The following is a 15,744-nucleotide window of genomic DNA, read 5'->3' as shown; positions in this document are numbered from 1 at the left end:
TTGGCCACCGGGTTTTTTATTGCCCGATCCCGGGGATCAGCGGCTGAAGGACACCAGGGTGTTGGGGTAGCCGACGCTGGCATCCAGGCGGCTGGCGTCGAAGAACACCCCCAGGTTGTTGGCGCCATCCTGCACATAGCTGATCTTGAGGATCTGGCCATTGACCAGGCGTACCGAGCCACCCAGCTTGAAGGCCGAGCGATTGGCCGCGGTGGCCGGGATGGAGATGGCCGCGGCGCGACGGTAAACGCCGCGGTTCCAGTCGGCATTGGTGAAGTCGTTGATGGCGCTGCTGACGCTGGCGGCGCTGGTCACCCCGGTGGGCGACACGGTCACGGTCTTGGGATAGCCCACGGCGTTGCCGTTGAAGGGCGTGCCTTCGGTGAAGACCCCCAGGCTGTTGCCGGCCTGCACCGAGGAGATCCGCCGCACCTGGCCATCCGCGGTGGTCAGGTAGGCCCCGGCCTTGAAGGCGGCGCGATTCACCGCGGTCCCGGGTACCGAGACAGCGGCCTTCTTGAGGAACACCCCCTTGTGCCAGTCCGAGTTGGTGAAGTCGTTGATCACCGAGGTAACCGTGCCTGCGGTCGCGCCATTGCTCGGCGGCACCTGAACGCCTGCATTGCTGCCTGCGTTTCCGGTGTTGCCGGCGCTGCTGCCGCTGCCGGCATTGCCCACGGCGCCGGCGCTACCGCCAGCCGAACCGCTGTTGCCGGCCGTGCCACCACCGTTGGCCGGGGTGGTGCTGCCGCTGGCGACCGGGCCGATGGCGGTGCAGCTGCTGTCGTCCAGGTACTTGCGCAAGGTCGGCCACTGCGGCCGCTCCTGGCCATTGATCGGCTCCACCGACATGAAGTAGCTGCCCCAGCCCGGACCCGCGGCCCAGTAGGAGGCCGGGATGCAGTTCTGCTTGAGGTAGGCCAGCATGTTGTCCATCAGCAGGTTCCAGCGCGGATTGTTGTCCGGTACGCCGAATTCACCGATATAGCCGCGCTTGCCATTCTTCTTCAGCCAGTCGACGAAGGGCTTCACCCGGGTCACGCCATAGTTGGCGTCGAGCTTGTTGACGTCGGTCTTGTCGTAGCTGCCGCCAGCGTTCTCGTCGAAGTAGGAATGCGCCGAGAAGATGATGTTGTTGGCCGGATCCTTCAGCCCCAGCAGGGCATCGTTGAACTCGGCCCAGCGGGTGGCGCTCGACCAGCCGTTGCCTTCGACGATGACCGGACGGGTGCTGTCCACCGCGCGCACGCCATTGATGCCGTACTGGGCCGCGGTCGGCCAGTAGGCCATGGCATCGTGGGGCTCGTTCATGATGTCGTAGGCGTACAGCGAGGACTGGCCGCTCCACTGCCGCGCAATGTGGGTCATGATCTCCTGATAGCGGGCGTAGGGGACGCCGCTGGTGCCGATCACCTGACCGCGATAGCGGGCATAGTTGTGCAGGTCGAGGATGATCTTGATGCCGTGCTTTTGCGCATAGCCGAAGGTCTGGTTCACCAGGGCGACGTAGGCACTGTCCAGTGGGCCGCCCAGCTTGGGTTGCAGGCGCTCCCAGATGATGGGGAAACGGATCAGTTTGACGCCCCGCGCGCTCCACTGCTGGAAGTAGGCCTCCACCGGGAAGATGTAGTTGGTGCCATTGATGCCGGGCAGCACCTGGGGCGCGAAGCCCGCACCCGACAGATTCAGACCGACCAGGCTGACAGGCTCGGCCTGGGCAACGCCTGCGGACAGCGCGAGAACGGTAGCGGCCGCGGCGAGCGGACGACGAAGGGCGGTAGCGAGGGAGCGGATAGGCGTCATGGACAGATACTGCTTTGGGAGGCGTGGCGTCGATGTCCTTTGTGTACGAGCAAAGCCTGGGTTTAGGTAAGGCCACTGGGACGTGACAAGAAAGCACTCTGCGTCCTGCAGTTGCCTTACCCAATACAAGTCATATGCCAGGTCGCTGAAACCTTTCACCGCGGCGGTGGTCATGCACGACCGCAGGGTGTCGCAAAGCACCGCTCTAGAGCCTTTGCAGGAAACGTAACCAAATATGCGTGGCATGGCGTCGCAGCGTGCGAAAGCTGCACGCGACAAAATAATCGCGGCAGGAAGACAGAAATCTGACGCCAGATTTAGTGGCGCATGGCCTGGGGAATTTTCCCGGATCGCTGCTATCCAAGGCTCAGCAACGTCTTGTATATAAGGTCCAGTCATGCGCGCAGAACAGCCGGGAACCCCTGTCTTCCGACCCACCATCCTGGTGGTGGACGACGAGCCACTGGTCGCGGATTTCGTTACCGAGATCCTCGAACCCGAAGGCTTCAATATCATCGCCGCTGACTCCGCCGATGCTGCCTTGTCACTGTTGGAGAAAGAGGACGCCAATATCGACATCCTGTTGACGGACATCCGCATGCCCGGCTCCATGGATGGCGCTCAACTGGCCAATCTGGTGTGCCAACGCTGGGCAGATATGCCCATTATTGTCATGTCCGGCTACGAAACGCCGTCTACCGCCAGCATCAAGTGCAAGGTGCGCTTCCTGCCCAAGCCCTGGTCGATCGGTCAATTGATCGATGCCGTGAATGGCGTCGCCTATTCTGTTACGCCCAGCGCCTGAAGATTGAGGAACCCTGGCGATGTGAATGGTGTCACATCGCCACCTCGGTACTTCGGACAACAACAATGCTTGCCCTCACCCACCAGTTCGTCGCCCAGCTGCCCAACATCGACTGCCTGTTCGGCCCCCTGACCCCGGATGGCGGTCTGCCGGTGCAAGTCTGTCGTCCCGCCAGCGAACGTCGCCTGACCCTGATGCTGGATACCGCCCGCCTGCGGGACCGCGCCTATTGCGCCACCCAGGCGCAGCAGGTCCGCACTTCCCTCGGTATCCGCTAGTCGTTGCACGCGCCTCATAGCGGCGGCGCCGGTCGCAACAGCACGGCCTTGAGCGAAAAGGCAGAGGTCACGCTGGCCACCCCGGGAATGCAGGTCAGGGTCTCGGCGAGAAAGTGCTGGTAGGCTGCGAGATCCTGCACCACCACCCGCAATACGTAGTCCGCATCCCCGGTCATCTGGAAACAGCTCATCACCTGGGGCGCCTTGACGATCTCCCGCTCGAAGGCGCGCAGGTAGTCGGTGGACTGCTTTTCCAGGCGCACCGACACGAAGACGCTGACACTGCCGGCCAGCCGGGTTTCATCGAGCTGGGCGTGATAGCCCTGGATGTAACGCTCCTCCTCCAGTCGCTTGACCCGCCGTAGCGTCGGGGTCAGCGACAGCCCGATCTTCTGCGCCAGATCGCGCCAGCTCAGGCGGCCATCGGCGGACAGGGCGTTGAGGATGCGCAGGTCGATACGGTCCAGACCAGCCATGGTGCAAAACCTCTACTGTTGTTCTTGTACGAAGTTCAATAGCACCAAAAGGCCGGACTGCCCACCCCGAAATTGCGGCAAAACGGCTAGCCATGCCGGCCTATACTCAGGCGACCAATAACAAGAATGCCGAGGCCTCCACCATGTGGCACCCTGCATCGCATCCGGACGGCCAACCCGTCCTGCGACCCACCCGCACCCTCTTCCACCAGGAGGGGCGGCCATGAGCGACTACCCACCCCTGCGCTTGCACGTTCCCGAACCTAGCGGCCGACCGGGACGTCCCACCGACTTCAGCTACCTGCAACTCTGCCCCGCCGGCCGTGCGGAAAAGCCGCCCATCGACGTGGCACCGGTGGATACCCGCGAGCTGGCGACCCAGCTGATCCGCATCCTCGACGAAGAGGGTCGCGCCGTCGGTCCCTGGGCCACCGAAGAAGCGCCCGAATTGCTGCTGCAGGGCCTCAGGGCCATGCTCAAGACCCGGCTGTTCGATGCGCGGATGCTCAAGGCCCAGCGGCAGAAGAAGCTGTCCTTCTATATGCAGTGCCTGGGCGAGGAAGCCATCGCCGTCGGCCAGACCCTGGCCTTGCGCCCGGACGACATGCATTTCCCCACCTATCGTCAACAGGGCATCCTCATCGCCCGCGAGGCGCCGCTGGACGAGATGATCTGCCAGCTGCTGTCCAACGCCCGGGATCCGCTCAAGGGTCGCCAGCTGCCGGTGATGTACTCCTACCGCGACCTCGGCTTCTTTTCCATCTCCGGCAACCTGGGCACCCAGTACATCCAGGCGGTGGGCTGGGCCATGGCCTCGGCGATCAAGGGTGACACCCGCATCGCCGCCGGCTGGATCGGCGACGGCGCCACCGCCGAAGGCGATTTCCACGCCGCCCTCACCTTCGCCCACGTCTACCGGGCGCCGGTGATCCTCAACATCGTCAATAACCAGTGGGCCATCTCCACCTTCCAGGCCATCGCCGGCGGTGAAGGCATCACCCTGGCCACCCGTGGCCTCGGCTACGGCATCGCCGCCCTGCGGGTGGATGGCAATGACTTTCTCGCCGTGCTGGCCGCCTCGCGCTGGGCCGCCGAACGCGCCCGGCGCAACCTGGGGCCGACCCTGATCGAGTGGGTGACCTATCGCGCCGGCCCCCACTCCACCTCGGACGACCCATCCAAATACCGTCCCGCCGACGACTGGACGCACTTCCCCCTGGGCGATCCCATCGACCGGCTTAAAGCACACCTGATCGGTCGTGGCCTCTGGTCGGACGAACAGCACCAGGCGCTGAGCGCCGAGCTGGAAGCCGAGGTGGCCGCTGCCCAGAAGGCCGCCGAAGCCCACGGCACCTTTGCCAGCGATCTCGCCCCCAGCGCCGCCGACATGTTCGAGGAGGTCTACCAGGACCTGCCGCCGCACCTGCGCCGCCAACGCCAACAGCTCGGGAAGTGACGCCATGACCGTACAACAGGAAACCGACCTGCCGACCCAGGCCGGCAGCCGCAGCACCCTGACCATGATCCAGGCCATCCGCTCGGCCATGGACGTGATGCTCGAACGCGACAGCAATGTGGTGGTGTTCGGCGAGGACGTCGGCTATTTCGGCGGCGTCTTTCGCTGCACCGAGGGCCTGCAGGCCAAATATGGCGCCTCGCGGGTATTCGACGCGCCCATCTCGGAGAACGGTATCGCCGGCGCCGCGGTGGGCATGGGCGCCTACGGCCTGCGGCCGGTGGCGGAAATCCAGTTCGCCGACTACGTGTACCCGGCCATCGACCAGATCGTCTCCGAGGCGGCGCGCCTGCGCTATCGCTCGGTGGGCCAGTTCACCTCGCCGCTGGTGTTCCGCATGCCCTGCGGTGGCGGCATCTATGGCGGCCAGACTCACAGCCAGAGTCCCGAGGCCATGTTCACCCAGGTCTGCGGGCTGCGCACCGTGATGCCCTCCAATCCCTATGACGCCAAGGGCCTGCTGATCGCTTCCATCGAGAGCGACGATCCGGTGATCTTTCTCGAACCCAAGCGCCTCTACAACGGCCCCTTCGACGGCCATCACGACCGCCCGGTGACGCCCTGGTCCGGCCATCCGGCCAGCGCCGTGCCGGACGGCTACTACCGGGTCGAGCTGGAACGCGCCGCGGTGGTCCGTCCCGGCAAGCAGGTCACGGTGCTGACCTATGGCACCACCGTCTGGGTCGCCCTGGCGGCCGCCGCCGAGACCGGCATCGACGCCGAGGTGATCGACATTCGCAGCCTCTGGCCGCTGGACCTGCAGACCCTCACCGATTCGGTGAACAAGACCGGTCGCTGCGTGGTGGTCCACGAAGCCACCCGCACCTGCGGCTATGGCGCCGAGCTGGTGTCCCTCATGCAGGAGCACTGCTTCCATCGCCTGGAGGCGCCCATCGAGCGGGTGACCGGCTGGGATACCCCCTATCCCCACGCCCAGGAATGGGACTACTTCCCGGGTCCCTCCCGGGTCGGCGCCGCGCTCAAGCGCGTGATGGAGGTCTGAGATGGGTACCCATGTCATCAAGATGCCCGACATCGGCGAAGGCATCGCCGAGGTGGAACTGGTCAAGTGGTACGTGGCGGTGGGCGACGAGGTCGGCGAAGACCAGACCCTGGCCGACGTCATGACCGACAAGGCCATGGTGGAGATTCCCTCGCCGGTGGTGGGCCGGGTGGTCGCCCTGGGCGGCGAGCCCGGTCAGGTGCTGGCGGTGGGCGCCGAGCTGATCCGCCTGGAGGTGGCCGGCGACGGCAATCTGCGCGAGACCAGTCGCCCCGCGCCGGTGGCAGCCGCGCCGGCGCCAGCACCGAAGGCGGAAGCGCCCACGCCAGCGGCGGCCCCTGCCCCGCGTCGCGCGGAAGCGGAGGTCCCGCGCGACGACGACCGACCAGCTTCCCGCCCGGCCCCAGGCAGTCCGCCACTGGCATCTCCCGCGGTGCGCCAGCACGCCTGGGACCTGGGCATCGAACTCCGCTTCGTCACCGGCAGCGGTCAGGGCGGGCGCATCCTGCACGGCGATCTGGAGGCCTATGTGCAGCAACGCGACGCCGGCTTGCCGCCCGCCACCGGCGGCGGTGGCCTGGCGAAACGCAGTGGCGAGGAGCGCATCCCGCTGATCGGCCTGAGACGCAAGATCGCCGAGAAGATGCAGGCCGCCAAACGGCATATCCCCCACTTCACCTATGTGGAAGAGGTGGATGTCACCGAGCTGGAAGCCCTGCGCGCCACCCTCAATCAGCGCTGGCAGGGTCGTCGTGCCCACCTCACCCTGCTGCCCTTCCTGGCACGCGCCCTGGTGGTGGCGGTGCGGGACTTTCCGCAGATGAATGCGCGCTTCGACGAAGAGAGCAGCACCGTGACGCGCTATGGCGCGGTGCACCTGGGCATCGCCACCCAGGGCGAACAGGGGCTCGCGGTACCGGTGGTCCGCCACGCCGAGGCGCTGGATCTCTGGGGTTGCGCCCAGGAGGTGGCCCGGCTGGCCACCGCGGTGCGCGGCGGCAAGGCCGGTCGCGACGAACTCTCCGGCTCGACCCTGACCATCAGCAGCCTGGGTCCGCTGGGCGGCATCGCCTCCACGCCCATCATCAACCATCCCGAGGTAGCCATCATCGGCGTCAATCGAATCGTCGAGCGCCCGGCCTTCCGCCATGGGCTGGTGGTGCCGCGCAAGCTGATGAATCTCTCCGCTTCCTTCGACCACCGGCTGATCGATGGCCAGGACGCCGCCAGCTTCATCCAGGCCGTGCGCCAGCTGCTCGAACAACCCGCCACCCTCTTCCTGGAGTAGCCATGGACACCCGACTCCTCATCATCGGCGGCGGCCCCGGCGGTTATGTCGCCGCCCTGCGCGCCGCTCAGCTGGGCATCGCCACCACCCTGGTGGAGGGCGCCGCCCTTGGCGGTACCTGCCTCAACGTCGGCTGCATCCCCTCCAAGGCGATGATCCATGTCGCCGAGGAATTCCATCGCGCCTGCGGTCGCGCCGACCAAGGCGCCCTCGGTATCCGCCATGGCCGCCCGGAACTGGACCTCGGCCAGGCCGTGGCCTGGAAGAACGGCATCGTCGATCGCCTCACCACCGGCGTCGCCGCCCTGCTCAAGAAGCAGGGGGTGACGGTGGTCGAGGGCTGGGCCGAGATCCTCGACGGCAAGACCGTGGAGGTGCAGCGCGCCGGTGGCGAACGGCTGCGCATCCGTACCGAACACCTGGTGCTGGCCATGGGCTCCACCTCGGTGGAATTGCCCAGCCTGCCCTTCGGTGGCCCGGTGATCTCGGCCACCGAGGCCTTGTCGCCCTCGGCAATCCCCGAGGATCTGGTGGTGGTGGGCGCCGGCTATATCGGCCTCGAGCTGGGCATCGCCTATCGCAAGCTGGGCGCCCGGGTCGCGGTGGTGGAGGCTCAATCGCGCCTGCTGCCCGGCTACGATGCCGAGCTCACGGCGCCGCTGCGCCAGCGACTGGAACGCCTGGGCATCGAACTCCACCTGGGCTGCACCGTCGCCGGTCTGGCCGCGGACGGCGCTGGCCTGCGAATGACCCGCGGTGACGGCGAGGAGCAGATCCTGCCGGCCCAGCGCATCCTGGTGGCGGCCGGTCGCCGTCCCCGCACCGAAGGCCTGGAGCGCCTGCCGCTGGACTACGACGGCCGCTATATCCGCGTCGACGACGGCTGCCGTACCAGCATGACCGACGTCTGGGCCATCGGTGATCTCACCGGCGAACCCCTGCTGGCCCATCGCGCCATGGCCCAGGGCGAGGTGGTGGCCGAGCTGATCGCCGGCAAGCGGCGGCGGTTCGCGCCGGTCGCCATCCCGGCGGTCTGCTACACCGATCCGGAGATCGTGGTGGTCGGCCTGACCCCCGAGCAGGCCAAGGCCCAGGGGGTGGAGACCAAGGTCGCCAGCTTCCCCTTCGCCGCCAATGGCCGTGCCCTCACCCTGGAGGCACCGGAAGGCTTCGTGCGGGTGGTGGCTCGTGCGGACGACCATCGCATCCTTGGCTGGCAGGCCACCGGGCAGCAGGTGGCGGAACTGGCCACGGCCTTTTCCCACAGCCTGGAAATGGGCATGCAACTGGAAGACGTCGCCGCCACCCTGCACCCCCACCCCACCCTGGGCGAAGCGGTGCAGGAAGCGGCGCTGCGGGCGCTGGGCCGGGCCCTGCATCTGTGACCGGCCTGCCGCGCGACAGCCTGGCGCCGGGCATCCTCGACGAAGCCCTGGCCGGGCTGTGCCGGCGCAGTGGTCAGGCACCGGAGGCCCTGCTCGCTGCCGAAGGCGTCCAGCCAGCCGACCTGCCGCTCGACCGCGAGCGCCTCTCGGCGCCGCTGTTCGGCCAGCTGTGGTATCGCCTGGCGCGGCGTTTCGATGACGAGTTCTTCGCCCTTGGCCCACGCCCGCTCCCGGCGGGCAGCTTTGCCTTTCTCTGCCAGAGCACCCGCCTGCAACCGACCCTGGGCGACGCCCTGCGGCAGAGCGCCGACTTCCTGCGCCTGACCCTGGGCGTCGACCTGCGCCTGCAGCGCAATGGCGAGCAGGCGACCCTGCGGCTGGCCCCCGGCAGCCTGCCGGGTAGCTTTGCCGTCTTTACCCTCTGGCTGATCCTGCATGGCCTGGCCTGCTGGCTGGTAGGCCGCCGCTTGCCACTCGCGGAGATTCGCCTGACCGCCCAGGAGCCGCCGGCGGAACTGCTGGCCGACTATCGCCAGCGCTTCGGCACTCACCTCAGCTTCGCCCACGGCGAAGACTGGCTGCTGCTGGACGCCGCCGTATTGGGCCTGCCGATCCGCCGCAGTGCCGCGGATGCGCGTCGCTTCATCGCCGCCGCACCGGGCAATCTGCTGGTGCACTACCGCGACGACGCCAGTCTGATCGCCCGCATCCGCGCCCTGCTGCGCAGTCGCGCCCCGGAAGACTGGCCGGACGCCGTCAGCCTGGCCGCGACCCTGGGTCTTTCGGCTGCGACCCTGAGACGCCAGTTGGCGGCGAGCGGCCAGACCTACCAGCGCCTCAAGGACGAACGTCGCTGCCGCCTGGCCTGCCGCCAGCTGGATCAGGGCGCTCTGCCCCTGGAGGAGCTGGCCCTGCGTCTGGGTTTCGCCGATCCCCGCTCCTTCCAGCGCGCCTTTCGCAAGTGGACGGGCTTGAGCCCCCTGGGCTATCGCCAGCGCCAGACCCGAGCGGGTTAGCCCTCGGCCAGCTGGGCGGCGATGGCGGCGGTGTCGATCACCGAGCGCACCTCCCGGATTCGCCCGTTCTCGAAGCGATAGAAGACGTGCTCGCTGAAACGCACCCGCCGTCCGTTCACCGCCAGCCCGAACAGCTCGCCCCGTGGCGTGCAGTCGAAGTCCAGTTGCGCGGCCAGCCAGGGCGCTTCCACGACCAGCAAGCGCGCCGCGAAGTGCAGATCGGGAATGGCGGCATGATCGCCTTCCAGCATGGCCTGGTAGCCCGCCAATCCCAGAGGCCGGCCGTTGTGCTCGACGGCTTCGTCGACATAACGGCCCAGCTCCGTCCAGGCCTGGCGGTTGAGGCAGTCGAGGTAGGCCTGGTAGTGACTGCCGAGTTCGGTTGCGGCGAGGGGCATCACGAATTCTCCATGGTCATTGACTGCTACAGGGGACCACGCCAGGCCGGCAAGTCTCCCTTCACTCGAGGCGATTCTTTACCAGACGGCCGCCCTGCAGGATGACGTCCAACCGCTCGCCCTGCCCCACCAGGCAGGAAATATCGGTCAAGGGATCGCCATCCACGACCAGCAGATCCGCCAGGGCGCCAGCCGCGATGCAACCCAGCTCGCCCTCCCGTTCGAGGATGCGCGCCGCGACGCTGGTGGCGCTGCGCAAGGCTTCCAGATTGCCCAGCACCTCGGCGCGGATGCGCAGTTCCTGGGTCTGGTATTCGTGCATCTCGCCCAGCAGGTCGGAGCCGTAGCCCATGGGTACGCCCGCCTCGGCGAAAAATTCCAGGGCGCGACGGCCGGCCAGGCGGACGTCTTCGATCTTGGCCACGGAATCCGCTGGCAGCCCATAGCGGGCGCCGTGCTCGGCGAGCATCTCGTAGGTCACCTGGGTGGGCACGGCGAAGGCGCCCCGCTCGCGCATCAGCTGCGCCGTCTCCCGGTCGACCAGATTGCCGTGCTCGATGGTGCGCACCCCGCACGCCACGGCGCGGCGAATGGCGCGGGCGGTATAGGCATGGGCCATCACATAGGTATTGGCCGCTTCGGCTTCCTCGACGATGGCGCGGATCTCGGCTTCGCTGTACTGGGTATTGGCGATGGGATCGGTGGGCGAGGACACCCCGCCGGAGGCCATGATCTTGATCTGGCTGGCGCCCTGCTGCAGTTCCTCACGCACCGCCTTGCGCACGTTGTCCACCCCGTCCACCACCCGGGCGATGGCACCGGCGCGGAAGCAGCAACTGCACGGCTCGTTCAGCAGCAGCTCCCCACGCGCCCGCATGTCGCCATGGCCGCCGGTCTGCGACAGCGCCTTGCCGGAGGCGAAGATCCGCGGGCCCGGCACCAGTCCCAGGGCGATGGAGCGCGCCAGCGCCCAGTCCGCGCCGCCGGCATCGCGGACGGTGGTGAAGCCGCGCTCGAGCATGGCGCCCAGGATCGGCAGGGCGCGGTACATGATGATGGCGTTCGGCTGCAGGGCGTTGAAACCCAGGTTGGCGCTGGAGGCCAGAACATGCACATGGCAATCGATGAGGCCGGGCATCAGGGTGCGGCCGCCCAGATCGATGACGGTGACGCCTGCCGGCGGCGCAGCGCTCTGGTCGCGCACGGCGGTAATGCGCTCACCCTCCACCAGGACTTCCTTGCCGGTGATCAGGATGCCGCTCGCCAGATCCAGCAGCTTGCCGTTGCGCAGCAGTAGAGAGGTGCCTTGAGTCATGCGGATTCTCCCGAAGGTTGCTCGCTGGCGGCGTCGCGAAACAGCGCCGCGCCCACGGCACTGATGGCCGCGGCGAACATGATGTAGAAGGCCGGCGCCAGCGGGCTGCCGGTGGCGGCGATCAGCCAGGTCACGGTAAAGGTGGCGAAGCCGCCGAACAGGGTCACGGCGAAGTTGTAGGCCACCGACAGTCCGGTGGAGAGCACCCGGGTCGGCAACAACTCGCCGAAGGCCGCCAGCAGACCGCCCAGATAGCCGGAGATCAGCAGTCCCAGCACGGCCTGGAACACCAGCAGGGAAGCCAGGCCCGGCCAGCGATTGAGCATCCAGAACAACGGCCAGGCGAGGCAGAAGATGGCGATGGCCGACCCCAGCAGCCAGGGTCGCTTGCCCTGGCGATCGGCCAGGCGCCCTACCAGCGGCGTTGCCACCAGCAATACCAGGCCACCGAGTACGCCGGCGGTGAAGCCCAGCCCACTGGGCAGACCGAGCACCCGGGTGGAGTAGGACGGCAGGTAGAACAGCACGGAGTAGGTGCAGACCGTCCAGAGCACGACCATGGAAAAGGTGATCGCGGTCTGGCGGGGATAGATGCGCACTACCTCCCGCAGCGGCGACTGGGCACGCTCGACGGTGGCATAGGCCGGGGTTTCGTCGATGCGGCTACGGATGTAGAAACCGACGGGGCCGATCAGGGAGCCGAACAGAAACGGCAGGCGCCAACCCCAGCTCTCGAGTTGCTCCGGGGTCAGCAACGCCGACAGCAGCGCGCCGGCGCCTGCACCCAGGGCGACCGCCACCCCGATGCTGGCCTGGATCCAGCTGGAGTAGTAGGCCTTTTGCCCAGCGGGCGCGTGCTCGGTGAGAAAGGCGGTCGCGCTGCCCATCTCGCCACCCGCGGAAAAGCCCTGCAGCAAGCGCGCGAAGACGATGAGCGCCGGGGCGAACAGCCCCCACTGGGCATAGCCCGGGGTCACGGCGATGATCAGGGTACCGGCGGCCATCAAGAGGATGGTCAGCGACAGCGCCGCCTTGCGGCCGCGGCGATCGGAGTAGATGCCGAGCAGGATGCCCCCTACTGGCCGCATGAAGAAACCGACGCCAAAGGTGGCCAGGGCCAGACGGTAGGAGGTGAGTTCGCTGGCGGTCGGAAAGAACACCTTGGCGATGATCACGGAGAAGAAGCTGTAGACGGTGAAGTCGAACCACTCCAGACCGTTGCCGATCACGGTGGCGACGACCGCCTTGTTGGCCTGGCGGCGGTGGGCGGTGGACGGCTGGGGGAAGGTCGTAGCGCTCTGCATTGTTGGCTCCCTGAATGCGAGTCGCGCAGGAAACTCGGGAGTCCCTGCACCGGCGACGGCAGTTTCGATAAAGGAAACAGGACGAGGATCTCCGCCCTCTGCCGCCGAGCTTAAGGGGCTACCCGGGACGCAGGAAAACGCTGATTGCAGGGGTTTGCATGCGCCAGGCGCATGCAAGAGGGGTCAAGGTGACGCGCTCAGGGCGTCGTTAAGCCAGGCTTCGAAACGGCGCGTCGCCAGGCCCGGCTGGCGATCGCCCGGCCACAGCAGGTAGTAACCCCCCTGCCCCTGCACGCATTCGCTACAGGCTTCGACCAGCGCACCCGAGCGCAGGTGGGCATCGATCATGGGGCGCCAGCCCAGGACGATACCGTGACCGGCAATCGCCAGATCGACCAGGATGGGGTACTGACTCACGGTCAGACGCTGGCGGATCCGCGGGGCTGGATAGCCTAGCCGCGCGAACCACTCCGTCCAGGACAGCCAGCGTCGCTGCCCGTCCTCGATCATCAGCAGGCGCTGGTCGAGCAGCTCCGGGGGAGACAGCTGCTGCCCGCCCAGGTAGTCCGGGGCGCAATAGGCGCCTACCCATTCGGGAAACAACTGGCGACCGGCCAATCCCGGCGGCGGCGGTTCCCGCAGGAAATAGAGCGCCAGATCGAATTCGGGCTTGAGCAGGGTATCGAGGTTGTCCAGCACCCGCAGGCGCACGTCGATGCCGGGAAAGGCACTGGCAAAATGGCCGATCAGCGGACCCAGCCACAGGGCGGCGACGCCCGAGGAGCAGGCCAGGACCAGTTGCTGCTCGCCACTGAGATCCATGACCTCGGCGGTGGTTTCCGCCAGGCCCGCCAAGAGTTGCTGGACCCGCTCGGCATAGCGCTGCCCGGAGACGGTCAGGTGCAGCCGCTTGTGTTCCCGCCGAAACAGCGCGCGACCGAGAAAGGCCTCCAGCTGCGCCACCTGACGGCTGATGGCGCTTTGCGTGAGATTGAGTTCGAGCGCGGCACGGGTAAAGCTGCCAAGCCTGACCGTTGCCTCGAAGGCAATCAGATTGGTCAGGGGTGGCAAGGGGTCGATACGCATCCGAAGGCTCTACGACGCTGGGCGGAAACGGCCAGTCTAGCGCCTCCGAGAGGCGCCGGGAGCGCTCAACGATGCTCGAACTTCGCCGGCCGCTTCTCGACGAAGGCGGCCATGCCTTCCTTCTGGTCGGCGCTGGCGAACAGCGAATGGAAGACCCGGCGCTCGAAGCGGATACCCTCGGCCAGGCTGGTCTCGAAGGCGCGATTGACGCTCTCCTTGAGCAGCAGGGTCGCCGGCAGCGAGCGACTGGCGATGCCGCGGGCGGCTTCCAGGGTGCGCTCCAGCAATTCGTCGGCGGGAAACACCTGGGCGACCAGGCCGGCGCGCTCGGCTTCGGCGGCGGGCAGCTGGCGTCCGGTCAGGCACAGCTCCATGGCCTTGGCCTTGCCCAGGGCGCGGGTCAGGCGCTGGGTGCCGCCGATGCCGGGAATGACGCCCAGGGTGATCTCCGGCAGGCCGAAGCGCGCGGTGTCGGCGGCATAGATGAAGTCGCACAGCAGCGCCAGTTCGCAGCCACCACCCAGGGCGTAGCCGGCCACGGCGGCGATCAGCGGCTTGCGCCGCTCGGCGATGCGGTCGGCGACGCGGAAATAGTCGTCCAGGTAGATCTGCGGATAGCCCTGCCCGGCCATTTCCTTGATATCGGCGCCGGCGGCGAAGGCCTTGGCCGAGCCGGTGAGCACCACGCAACCGACCTCGGGATCGGCGTCCAGACGCGCCAGCATGGCATCCAGCTCGTGCAGCAGCTGGGCATTGAGGGCGTTGAGCGCCTTCGGGCGGTTGAGGGTGATGAGGGCGACGCGCGCCTCGATCTCCAGCAGCAGGGTCGATTCGGCAGAGGGTTCGCTCATGGTCTTGTCCTTGTCTAGTCGTTGAGTTCCAGCGCCATGGCCGTGGCCTCGCCACCGCCGATGCAGATGGCGGCCACGCCCCGGCGCAGACCGCGCTGGCGCAGCGCCTGGATCAGGGTCACCAGGATCCGCGCGCCGGAGGCGCCGATGGGATGGCCCAGGGCACAGGCGCCACCGTGCACGTTCAGGCGCTCCGGGTCCAGCCCCAGGGCATCCTGGGCGGCCAGTGCCACCACGGCGAAGGCTTCGTTGATCTCGAACAGGTCGACGTCGTTCAGCTGCCAGTCGATGCGCGCGAGCAGGGTGCGGATGGCGCCGATGGGCGCGGTGGGAAAGTCGCCCGGCGCGCCGGCATGGGCGGCATGGCCACGGATCGTCGCCAGCGGCGTCAGCCCTTCGCGCGCCGCCGTGCTGGCGCGCATCAGCAGCAATGCCGCGGCGCCATCCGAGATGGAGCTGGCGTTGGCCGCGGTGACGGTACCGCCTTCGCGAAAAGCCGGCTTGAGGGTGGGAATGCGTGCCGGATCGGCGCGGCGCGGTTGTTCATCGGTGTCGAGGCTCAGGGTTTCCTTGCGCCCCGCCACCTCCACCGCGGCGATCTCGGCGACGAAGGCGCCACTGGCCTGCGCCTGGCGCGCCCGGGCGAGGGACTGCTGGGCATAGGCATCCTGGCGCTCGCGGCCGATACCCAGGCGCGCCGCGCAGTCCTCGGCGAAGGTGCCCATCAGGCGCCCGGGCTCGTAGGCGTCTTCCAGGCCGTCGAGAAACATGCTGTCGATCAGGGCGCCGTGGCCGAGGCGGTAGCCGCTACGGGCCTTTTCCAGCAGATAGGGCGCGCGACTCATGCTTTCCATGCCGCCCGCCACCACCACCTCGGCACTGCCGGCGCGCAGCAGGTCATGGCCGAGGATGGCCGCCTGCATGCCCGAACCGCACATCTTGTTCAGGGTGGTACAGCGCGTGCTCTGGTCCAGGCCGGCGCCAAGGGCCGCCTGGCGGGCCGGTGCCTGGCCGAGGCCGGCGGGCAGCACGCAGCCCATGAGCACCTCGTCGACCCGCTCCGGCGACCAACCGCTCCGCTCCAGCACGGCGCGAATCACGGCGCTGCCCAGCTGTGGCGCCGACAGCGCCGCCAGTTCGCCACCCAGGGCCCCCATGGGGGTGCGAGCGGCGGCGACGATAACAATGGGATCGTTCATGACAACTCTCCTAGGCCCTTA

The 15,744-nt window shown here is 67.6% G+C and carries 15 protein-coding genes; 7 read left to right on the top strand and 8 right to left on the bottom strand.

Annotated features, from left to right (window positions below):
• Window positions 1–36: 36 nt before the first annotated feature.
• The gene (locus QKY98_RS21440) at window positions 37–1,803 is read right to left on the bottom strand and encodes a glycoside hydrolase family 5 protein (protein WP_007162209.1); all 1,767 of its coding nucleotides are present in this window, start codon (window positions 1,801–1,803) and stop codon (window positions 37–39) included.
• Between the two features lie 397 nt (window positions 1,804–2,200).
• Between QKY98_RS21440 and QKY98_RS21435 the strand changes: the two genes are divergently transcribed.
• Entirely contained in the window at window positions 2,201–2,608 is a 408-nt protein-coding gene (locus tag QKY98_RS21435; RefSeq protein ID WP_007162208.1) for a response regulator, read from the top strand.
• A gap of 65 nt (window positions 2,609–2,673) precedes the next feature.
• Entirely contained in the window at window positions 2,674–2,886 is a 213-nt protein-coding gene (locus QKY98_RS21430; RefSeq protein ID WP_007162207.1) for a hypothetical protein, read from the top strand.
• A 14-nt stretch (window positions 2,887–2,900) separates the two neighbouring features.
• On the opposite strand, the gene QKY98_RS21425 is transcribed toward QKY98_RS21430, so the two are convergent.
• Window positions 2,901–3,362, bottom strand: coding sequence for an Lrp/AsnC family transcriptional regulator (locus tag QKY98_RS21425; RefSeq protein ID WP_027597697.1), 462 nt, complete (start codon window positions 3,360–3,362; stop codon window positions 2,901–2,903).
• A gap of 223 nt (window positions 3,363–3,585) precedes the next feature.
• Between QKY98_RS21425 and QKY98_RS21420 the strand changes: the two genes are divergently transcribed.
• Genes QKY98_RS21420 through QKY98_RS21400 form a run of 5 tightly spaced genes read left to right on the top strand, consistent with a single transcriptional unit; the run spans window position 3,586 to window position 9,570 of the window.
• Window positions 3,586–4,818 carry a thiamine pyrophosphate-dependent enzyme gene (locus QKY98_RS21420; protein WP_007162205.1) on the top strand — a complete coding sequence of 411 codons (1,233 nt, stop codon included), beginning with the start codon at window positions 3,586–3,588 and terminating at the stop codon, window positions 4,816–4,818.
• A 4-nt stretch (window positions 4,819–4,822) separates the two neighbouring features.
• Complete coding sequence (locus tag QKY98_RS21415) at window positions 4,823–5,881, top strand: alpha-ketoacid dehydrogenase subunit beta (RefSeq protein ID WP_007162204.1); 1,059 nt, start codon at window positions 4,823–4,825, stop codon at window positions 5,879–5,881.
• A 1-nt stretch (window position 5,882) separates the two neighbouring features.
• Complete coding sequence (locus QKY98_RS21410) at window positions 5,883–7,169, top strand: dihydrolipoamide acetyltransferase family protein (RefSeq protein WP_284671555.1); 1,287 nt, start codon at window positions 5,883–5,885, stop codon at window positions 7,167–7,169.
• A gap of 2 nt (window positions 7,170–7,171) precedes the next feature.
• The gene (gene lpdA, locus QKY98_RS21405; RefSeq protein WP_284671554.1) at window positions 7,172–8,554 is read left to right on the top strand and encodes a dihydrolipoyl dehydrogenase; all 1,383 of its coding nucleotides are present in this window, start codon (window positions 7,172–7,174) and stop codon (window positions 8,552–8,554) included.
• The gene (locus QKY98_RS21400; protein ID WP_284671553.1) at window positions 8,551–9,570 is read left to right on the top strand and encodes an AraC family transcriptional regulator; all 1,020 of its coding nucleotides are present in this window, start codon (window positions 8,551–8,553) and stop codon (window positions 9,568–9,570) included. The genes lpdA and QKY98_RS21400 overlap by 4 nt, the downstream gene beginning before the upstream one ends.
• On the opposite strand, the gene QKY98_RS21395 is transcribed toward QKY98_RS21400, so the two are convergent.
• The 6 genes from QKY98_RS21395 to QKY98_RS21370 form a co-directional block, all read right to left on the bottom strand.
• Entirely contained in the window at window positions 9,567–9,968 is a 402-nt protein-coding gene (locus tag QKY98_RS21395) for an ester cyclase (protein ID WP_027597692.1), read from the bottom strand. The genes QKY98_RS21400 and QKY98_RS21395 overlap by 4 nt on opposite strands.
• A 61-nt stretch (window positions 9,969–10,029) precedes the next feature.
• Window positions 10,030–11,283, bottom strand: coding sequence for a metal-dependent hydrolase family protein (locus tag QKY98_RS21390; RefSeq protein WP_284671552.1), 1,254 nt, complete (start codon window positions 11,281–11,283; stop codon window positions 10,030–10,032).
• A complete protein-coding gene (locus tag QKY98_RS21385; RefSeq protein WP_284671551.1) occupies window positions 11,280–12,587 on the bottom strand; it encodes an MFS transporter in 1,308 nt (435 codons plus the stop codon). The genes QKY98_RS21390 and QKY98_RS21385 overlap by 4 nt, the downstream gene beginning before the upstream one ends.
• Window positions 12,588–12,770: 183 nt before the next feature.
• On the bottom strand, window positions 12,771–13,673 hold the full coding sequence (locus tag QKY98_RS21380) for a LysR substrate-binding domain-containing protein (RefSeq protein WP_074584526.1): 903 nt from the start codon (window positions 13,671–13,673) through the stop codon (window positions 12,771–12,773).
• Between the two features lie 65 nt (window positions 13,674–13,738).
• Window positions 13,739–14,524: an enoyl-CoA hydratase gene (locus tag QKY98_RS21375; protein WP_007162199.1), complete on the bottom strand. Its 786-nt coding sequence runs from the start codon at window positions 14,522–14,524 to the stop codon at window positions 13,739–13,741.
• A 14-nt stretch (window positions 14,525–14,538) separates the two neighbouring features.
• Window positions 14,539–15,723, bottom strand: coding sequence for an acetyl-CoA C-acyltransferase (locus tag QKY98_RS21370; RefSeq protein WP_284671550.1), 1,185 nt, complete (start codon window positions 15,721–15,723; stop codon window positions 14,539–14,541).
• Window positions 15,724–15,744 lie beyond the last annotated feature (21 nt).

Source organism: Pseudomonas sp. HR1, from assembly GCF_030175875.1.
In the GTDB taxonomy this organism is placed as follows: Bacteria; Pseudomonadota; Gammaproteobacteria; order Pseudomonadales; family Pseudomonadaceae; genus Chryseomonas; species Chryseomonas oryzihabitans.
This window is presented reverse-complemented; position numbering and strand designations above follow the sequence as displayed.

What these genes read in the sequence shown, in the direction of transcription:
- QKY98_RS21440 (WP_007162209.1), bottom strand. Translation starts at nt 1,803, where the DNA reads ATGACGCCTATCCGCTCCCTCGCTACCGCCCTTCGTCGTCCGCTCGCC.
- QKY98_RS21435 (WP_007162208.1), top strand. Translation starts at nt 2,201, where the DNA reads ATGCGCGCAGAACAGCCGGGAACCCCTGTCTTCCGACCCACCATCCTG.
- QKY98_RS21375 (WP_007162199.1), bottom strand. Translation starts at nt 14,524, where the DNA reads ATGAGCGAACCCTCTGCCGAATCGACCCTGCTGCTGGAGATCGAGGCG.
- QKY98_RS21430 (WP_007162207.1), top strand. Translation starts at nt 2,674, where the DNA reads ATGCTTGCCCTCACCCACCAGTTCGTCGCCCAGCTGCCCAACATCGAC.
- QKY98_RS21415 (WP_007162204.1), top strand. Translation starts at nt 4,823, where the DNA reads ATGACCGTACAACAGGAAACCGACCTGCCGACCCAGGCCGGCAGCCGC.
- QKY98_RS21425 (WP_027597697.1), bottom strand. Translation starts at nt 3,362, where the DNA reads ATGGCTGGTCTGGACCGTATCGACCTGCGCATCCTCAACGCCCTGTCC.
- QKY98_RS21370 (WP_284671550.1), bottom strand. Translation starts at nt 15,723, where the DNA reads ATGAACGATCCCATTGTTATCGTCGCCGCCGCTCGCACCCCCATGGGG.
- QKY98_RS21390 (WP_284671552.1), bottom strand. Translation starts at nt 11,283, where the DNA reads ATGACTCAAGGCACCTCTCTACTGCTGCGCAACGGCAAGCTGCTGGAT.
- lpdA (WP_284671554.1), top strand. Translation starts at nt 7,172, where the DNA reads ATGGACACCCGACTCCTCATCATCGGCGGCGGCCCCGGCGGTTATGTC.
- QKY98_RS21380 (WP_074584526.1), bottom strand. Translation starts at nt 13,673, where the DNA reads ATGCGTATCGACCCCTTGCCACCCCTGACCAATCTGATTGCCTTCGAG.
- QKY98_RS21410 (WP_284671555.1), top strand. Translation starts at nt 5,883, where the DNA reads ATGGGTACCCATGTCATCAAGATGCCCGACATCGGCGAAGGCATCGCC.
- QKY98_RS21395 (WP_027597692.1), bottom strand. Translation starts at nt 9,968, where the DNA reads ATGCCCCTCGCCGCAACCGAACTCGGCAGTCACTACCAGGCCTACCTC.
- QKY98_RS21385 (WP_284671551.1), bottom strand. Translation starts at nt 12,587, where the DNA reads ATGCAGAGCGCTACGACCTTCCCCCAGCCGTCCACCGCCCACCGCCGC.
- QKY98_RS21420 (WP_007162205.1), top strand. Translation starts at nt 3,586, where the DNA reads ATGAGCGACTACCCACCCCTGCGCTTGCACGTTCCCGAACCTAGCGGC.